The sequence below is a fragment of the Fictibacillus gelatini DSM 15865 genome (genome assembly GCF_000430745.1).
GTDB lineage: Bacteria > Bacillota > Bacilli > Bacillales > Fictibacillaceae > Fictibacillus_A > Fictibacillus_A gelatini.
In genome coordinates this window covers 153,057-159,335 of the sequence record NZ_AUMP01000006.1, presented here as the reverse complement: position 1 = coordinate 159,335, position 6,279 = coordinate 153,057, and the positions used below count along the sequence as shown (strand labels likewise).

The following is a 6,279-nucleotide window of genomic DNA, read 5'->3' as shown; positions in this document are numbered from 1 at the left end:
GGACCAACAAGGAAATCCGAAAACGGCTAAAGACCATGAACAGTCTCACAAGCATAGAGGCAGCAGAAAAAATCGTCTACTTGACCATTGTCGATATGAATGACAAGTGGACAGAAAGGATTTCAACAGGCTTCGCCAAAGCCAAGCCGAGCATTCTGCAAAAGTTCGAAGAAAAATACGGAAAGTAAAAAAATTCATAAGTCACATGAGGGGCTCCTCCGCCCCTCATGTGACTGAATATTCAATCTATAACTAGAACACAAGAAAAATCAAAAAAGACAATTCCATACTCTACTTGTAAATTGATTTACACAAAATTATTGACACTACCAAATGATTTCGTTCTCGGACAATATGTGCTCTTATTTGGACAATAAATCATCCGGTTTAGACAATAAAACCTTACTTTTGGACAATTAGTGAAAAATATACTAAATTTTATTGTCTGACTGAGGCCATTTATTATCCGATAGTGTCTATTTATTGTCGGAAATCAACTGTTTATTGTCCAGATCCCATGAAAATAGCACCACGCTAGAGAAGTTTGATCCTTTTTTGCTTCCGTCTTCTTATCTTTTTACAGGCGAAAATAGATTCTTGAAATTAAAAACTTTCTTAGCTGAAAGGGCACTAGTTGTGCTTAAAAAAAGAATGAAACAATTGGCTATGATCGTTCGTATAAATAAGAAAATAATGACAAAGGGGCCTGAGTCATGCACTTAGAATCAATACTGCAAAAAGTAGATAGCTATAAAACGATTTATGCGGAGTTAAAAGAAAAACTGAGATGGAAAGTAACCGATCAACGGACGCTGATGATCGTGGCGTCGTTATATGTGGTCAAAGATCGACCGTTTGAAATTCAGCGTTTTCTTGAAATTAGTGATTACATTAAACAGCAGGTGAGCGTGTTTTCATCGCTCAGAACAGAGCGTTTTACGATGGCCGCTATGCTTGATACCCGGTTTGACGATCCAAAAGAAAAACTTAACGCGTTGGTGGAACTCTATGATCGATTGATTGAAGGCGGTTTTGGCAAAGGTAACTTTACGTATATGGCCGCTTTAATTATGCTCGCTGAATATGGAAAAGAAGGCCTTTACACGGATGCGATCAAAAGAGCGTTAGCCATATATCAAGGAATGAAGAAAAATCATATTTTCCTAACATCAAAGAGTGATTACCCGCTTGCTGTTCTTCTGTCTCAATTGAATGGGGAAGTGGAAGATGTGATGGCACGCGTTGAAGAGTTTTATGACAAGTTGGCAATGAGTGGCTTTCGAAAAGGGAATGACTTGCAATTTTTGAGCCACATCCTTTCTGTAGACAAGGAAACAGAGACATATGTTTTAGTTGAACGGTGCATTCAAATATATGAACTGTTTGCCCAACATATAAGAAAGCCGAAAGCGATGCATTATCCTGAGATTGGCTTACTCGCATTGCTGGAAAATGGAGCGGGCGAAGTAGAGACGATTCAACATGTTTTAAAAAAACTCAACTCTGAGAAGTTGTTCAAATGGCATAAAGATTTGAATGTGATCATGGCAGTGAATTTTACCGTTAGTGATCAAATGAAAAATTCAAGTTTAATGGAAACCGGAATCTATACAACGATTGAAGCCATTATTCAGGCTCAGCAGGCAGCGATGATCGCAGTAATAGCCAGTACTTCCGCTGCTACTTCTTCCGGCAATGGAGGCAGCTAGAGGCCAATGTGTTAACGAATACCATTTTCAAATAAAAGGAGAGAAAACATGAAACAACATCAATTGAATCACGGGATCATTATCTTATTAGAGTTTTATCCATCCTGGTTGGCTTTATCTAGAGAAAGGCGTAAAGAGCTAGCTGGTGATTTATACCGCATTATTGAAAAATATTCCGAACATGTCAAAGTGCATTTCTTGCTGGACCGCCTGTTGATGAAACGGCGCCCACACTTTCATATAGCGAACAATGTTTTCTTTATTTGCCTTCCACGACTCTTCGTCAAGGTGATAGAGCGGCGGCACATCGTACAATAATTCGCTTAACATCCGGTTCCCGGTTTCGCCTTTGATTTTCAAGCTGCCCCATTCCCAGTGATGGGACGTGATGACCGAATCGTTGTATACGAGCTTGAATAGTGGGATGGAGTACGTTGGATCAATGTAAATCGGTTTGTACTCGTCTTTAACCGGCACTTGTTTACTGTAGCGGTCCGGAACACAACTTTTTAACCGGAAAATGTAATATTTCATCTCATTTTTAGTTCTTTTGAGCGCGCAAAATATGAATTAACAACGGATTGGAATTTTTAATATCCAATCGCGACCAGTAACAGCTATGTTGTTACTATCCCTTTTAGGCTAAAGAAATTCTTTTTTATTTTAGGTTGTCTTGCCCTGGCATTTACCGTTTCAGTTACTGAATTTAGCTTAAAAAAGGAAGCAGGACACGGAGAAACGCTTTCAAGCCATTATATCGCTGCAAAATTTGTTCAAGAAGGCCACGGGGAAACACTTTAAGACCACATGCAAAACGTGGTCTTTTTCTTTTTGTGAACTAGGAGTACCACCAGCAAAACGCATATTTACAACGTTTAGGAGATTCCAAAAGAAAAAACCCCAATTTTCTCAGCATTAAAATTGGGGTTTTTCGTTACTCAAGAAAAGTGCAAATCGAGAGCCTGAATCTGCTTTTCTGTTTCAGTTTTTACTTCAGTAATGTATATTTCAGTAAAGGATTTTTATAAAACGGCACTTACTTATTTGTTACCGAGTTGTTCCGCCAAACCGATTAGAAGTCCTTCGGTTCCACGAATGTAGCAGAGCCGATACGAGTCCTCGTACTGAACCACTTCGCCAACGAGCTGAGCACCATGCTTAGTAGTGAGTCTGGATATCATTTCGTCAATGTCTTCAACGGTGAACATGACGCGTAGATAACCGAGGGCGTTTACAGGAGCAGTCCGGTGATCTGATATAGTAGGTGGGGTGAGAAATCGCGAAAGTTCAAGTCGGCTGTGGCCATCTGGGGTAACCATCATAGCAATCTCTACGCACTGAGAACCTAGTCCGGTTACGCGACCAGCCCATTCACCTTCGACAGTGGCTCGCCCTTCGAGGTTCAAGCCAATCTCCTTGAAGAAAGAGATTGCGTCATCAAGGGATTCTACAACGATGCCGACATTGTCCATTCTTAGTAATTTGTTTTTTGCCATAGTTTTATCTCCTTATGTAAAAAAATTTATTATCTGATCATCTTCATAATTATTCTATTAAAAAGTTACAAATTCCTTCCAAACAAAAAACACCTTATCGGAGTAGTAACAACATAGCTGACACTAGGTTCCCATGTTCAACTTCCTTTAAAACATTAACTTTTCTCATTAAACTTCACCTCATTTTGAGATTTCTTAACTTTTTTAACGCGCTTTTGTGGTTATACGAGATTGTTTGTTCCGATTCACCTAATATTTTTGCAATTTATTTATTGTTTAAATTATAAAATTAAATCAACTCTAAAATTTTCAGCTGTTTATCTGATAAAGTTTTTAATTGTTCGTATAGAAATTCATCAGAAATATGATCGAAAAGTGATGATGATTTTTCCAAAAAATTATCAAAGGTAAGGTCAGCTTGAGATGAAAAAATTTTATCTTGAAGAAACTGATCACTTTGTTTACCTTCATATCCATCTTTTGTTTCCAAAATAAAGAGGTTTTTTCGCTTGTAATTACTTACCTTTTTGTCATAATCAATTGAATAGAATCGCTTAAAAATTTGCTTCTAGGGTTTAAAATAGAGATTGATTAAACAGAAAGCGGTGATTAAAGTTGAAAAAGATTTCCTTAATTTCTGGCCTTTTGGGTATACTAATTTCTTTAGCAGCACAGTTATAGATCCAAAACCAGCATTACTAACACTGATGAAGGATTAAAGGGGACATTAAATAAGCTTTGGGCATATAATCTATCATTCCATTGATCCAAAAGGTAATCGCTCCCCCGATTGCCTTTTATTTTTGTTACCTTGTAAAATTATCGAAGTTTGAAGCCAAAAAAGGGCCGCCAAACAGCGACCTTGTTATGATTCAATCTCAGTCTAACCAATTCAGAAGATGATGAAACGTAAGCGTCAAACAATCCCCATCTACTTGTTAGGTGGGGATTGTTTGACGCAAAAATAGAAGATCCCGTGAAAATGGGGATCTTCTTAAAATCGTCCGGAGCGAAAAATGGAGAAAAGCAGCCAGACAAACATAAGAATGGCGATTCCAATGCCGATTCCGACAGCAGGGAAATGAAAGAAGACGCGGTTTGAGAATGTTTGACTGATTATGAGTCCTGTAATAATAATGCTGAAAGCGAGCAAGGTAACGCTAAAGGCGATGCGATTGCCGACGCGGTCGAGCTTCAAAAGCAGTTTATCAATTTGCGGCAGTTCCATTTCCAGCCGAACTTGCCCTTTGTTTATTTTCATTAATGTTTTTCGAAGAAGGCCGGGCAATCGAAAGGTCACATTTGCGAAATCCGTTAATTCTTCCCATAGTTTTGTTGCCGCCCGGACAGGGTGAAACCGTTCAAGTATCAGCTTTTTCCCAAAAGGCTCCGCTAAATGAATCAAGCTGAGTTCAGGATCAAGATTTTTCACCATTCCTTCGACTGTAATAAGCGCTTTTCCGAGCAATGTATAATCTTTCGGTATCATAATCCGATGCCTTTGGGTAACATTGAATAGGTCGGTAATCGACTCGCCGATCTTAATTTTGCTTAATGGGATATTGTAATATTTCTCGCGAAGATCATCTAAATCTTGCCTGAGCTTACCTTCTTTAATGTCTTCAGAAGTAATGGCCATTCGGCTAATCGTGCGAATGAGAATATCTGTATCTTTTTTCATTAAACCGATAATTAGAGAGGCGAAATTTTTTTTCATTTCATCACTTAATACCCCGATTTGGCCAAAATCAATATAAGCAATTTTGTTTTCGGGCAAAAATAGCAAATTACCGGGGTGGGGATCGCCGTGATAAACTCCGCCCATTAGCACTTGATTTAAAAAAGAGTGGACGATGCGCTCGGCAATTATTTTTTTGTTCCAATGTTCATCTCCGTCGTCGTTAAGGGCGGCGTATTTTTTTCCATCAATATATTCGGTCGTCAATACTTTCTTTGTCGAATAGTCCCAAAAGACCGCCGGGATAAGAATGTTATCATCATTTTCAAATTGCCTGCTGATTTTTTCAGCATTTCTTCCTTCTTGTGTATAATCCATCTCGCTTTTTATCGCCTGCGCCAGCTCATCGATAATATCCCTTATTTGATATTGTTTGGCCCAATCATAGCGATGTTCGACGAGCCGGGCAATGTCTCTTAAAATTTCAATATCGCTGTCGACTTGCGTTTCAATGTTGGGGCGACGGACTTTGACGACAACGGTTTCCCCTGATTTCAAAATTGCTTTATGTACTTGCCCAATGGAAGCCGCTGCTAAACTCTGGTTTTCGAAGTGTTCAAAAATTTCTTCACAAGACGCACCAAGTTCTTCTTTAATCGTTTGCTTAATAATTAAGCTGTTGACTGGAGTGACTTTATCTTGCAAATTTTCAAGCTCAATGGCGAGCTGTTCGGGGATAATGTCTCTTCGTATGCTCAACAATTGCCCGAGCTTAATAAAGGTGGGCCCGAGCTCTTCCATCACCAACCGGAGCCTTTTCCCAAGCGGCTTCGGTTCATTAGAATTTAAGTCTGCAGCCATTCGTTTCGGCAGGGAAAGCATATGGAATAACCCTACCTCTTTCATAATATAGCCGAAGCCATGTTTTGCAAGAACCGTTACAATTTCTCTGTAGCGGTTGATATGCTGCATCCGTTTCATAAGCATTTGAATCACCCATTATGGAGTATTCTACATTCGATTATTTTAAAAGTTCGTCAATTTTTTCTTCGAGTCTGTTTAACTGCTGTTTCGTTTCCTCAAACTCTTCCATCGTGACAAAGCCGAGTTGTTTTAAAGTGGAGGTGAATTCTTTACGGAAATTCTCGTTCCATTCTTCTTGTTTGTCTTTCCCTTTATTTTGAAGATCTTCTATCATTTTTTTTGCTTCCTCTGGTGCAAGATCACCATTTGCGACAAAGTCCTTCACATACTTTTCAACCTTTTCCTTGCTTACGATAGCGGCTCCTAATCCAAGATAAAATCCTTTTCTAATCCACTCATTCATTTTTATCACCCTTTCGTTTTGAAGTTTTTCATCGAACCTGAAACATTTAAGTTTCTTTTATTATAGTTA

At 38.8% G+C, this 6,279-nt stretch carries 4 protein-coding genes and 2 pseudogenes; 2 read left to right on the top strand and 4 right to left on the bottom strand.

Annotation, left to right across the window (positions count from 1 at the left end; all coding sequences use genetic code 11):
* Both H538_RS26375 and H538_RS0110255 read left to right on the top strand, forming a co-directional pair.
* Nucleotides 1-188 (top strand): annotated as a pseudogene (locus H538_RS26375) (IS256 family transposase); the annotation flags it as partial.
* A 525-nt stretch (nt 189-713) separates the two neighbouring features.
* Nucleotides 714-1,709 carry a DUF4003 family protein gene (locus tag H538_RS0110255; RefSeq protein WP_026677519.1) on the top strand — a complete coding sequence of 332 codons (996 nt, stop codon included), beginning with the start codon at nt 714-716 and terminating at the stop codon, nt 1,707-1,709.
* Nucleotides 1,710-1,901: 192 nt separating this feature from the next.
* Here the strand turns inward: H538_RS0110255 and H538_RS0110250 are convergent.
* The 4 genes and pseudogenes from H538_RS0110250 to H538_RS0110230 form a co-directional block, all read right to left on the bottom strand.
* Nucleotides 1,902-2,210 (bottom strand): annotated as a pseudogene (locus H538_RS0110250) (glycoside hydrolase); the annotation flags it as partial.
* Nucleotides 2,211-2,749: 539 nt separating this feature from the next.
* Nucleotides 2,750-3,205, bottom strand: a complete 456-nt coding sequence (locus tag H538_RS0110245; RefSeq protein WP_026677517.1) for a VOC family protein — start codon at nt 3,203-3,205, stop codon at nt 2,750-2,752.
* Between the two features lie 994 nt (nt 3,206-4,199).
* Entirely contained in the window at nt 4,200-5,870 is a 1,671-nt protein-coding gene (locus tag H538_RS0110235) for an ABC1 kinase family protein (RefSeq protein WP_026677515.1), read from the bottom strand.
* 34 nt (nt 5,871-5,904) lie between these two features.
* On the bottom strand, nt 5,905-6,210 hold the full coding sequence (locus tag H538_RS0110230) for a phasin family protein (RefSeq protein ID WP_026677514.1): 306 nt from the start codon (nt 6,208-6,210) through the stop codon (nt 5,905-5,907).
* Between the last annotated feature and the right edge of the window lie 69 nt (nt 6,211-6,279).

Coding starts and splice junctions, on each gene's coding strand:
- H538_RS0110235 (WP_026677515.1), bottom strand. CDS start 5,870: ATGCTTATGAAACGGATGCAGCATATCAACCGCTACAGAGAAATTGTA.
- H538_RS0110245 (WP_026677517.1), bottom strand. CDS start 3,205: ATGGCAAAAAACAAATTACTAAGAATGGACAATGTCGGCATCGTTGTA.
- H538_RS0110230 (WP_026677514.1), bottom strand. CDS start 6,210: ATGAATGAGTGGATTAGAAAAGGATTTTATCTTGGATTAGGAGCCGCT.
- H538_RS0110255 (WP_026677519.1), top strand. CDS start 714: ATGCACTTAGAATCAATACTGCAAAAAGTAGATAGCTATAAAACGATT.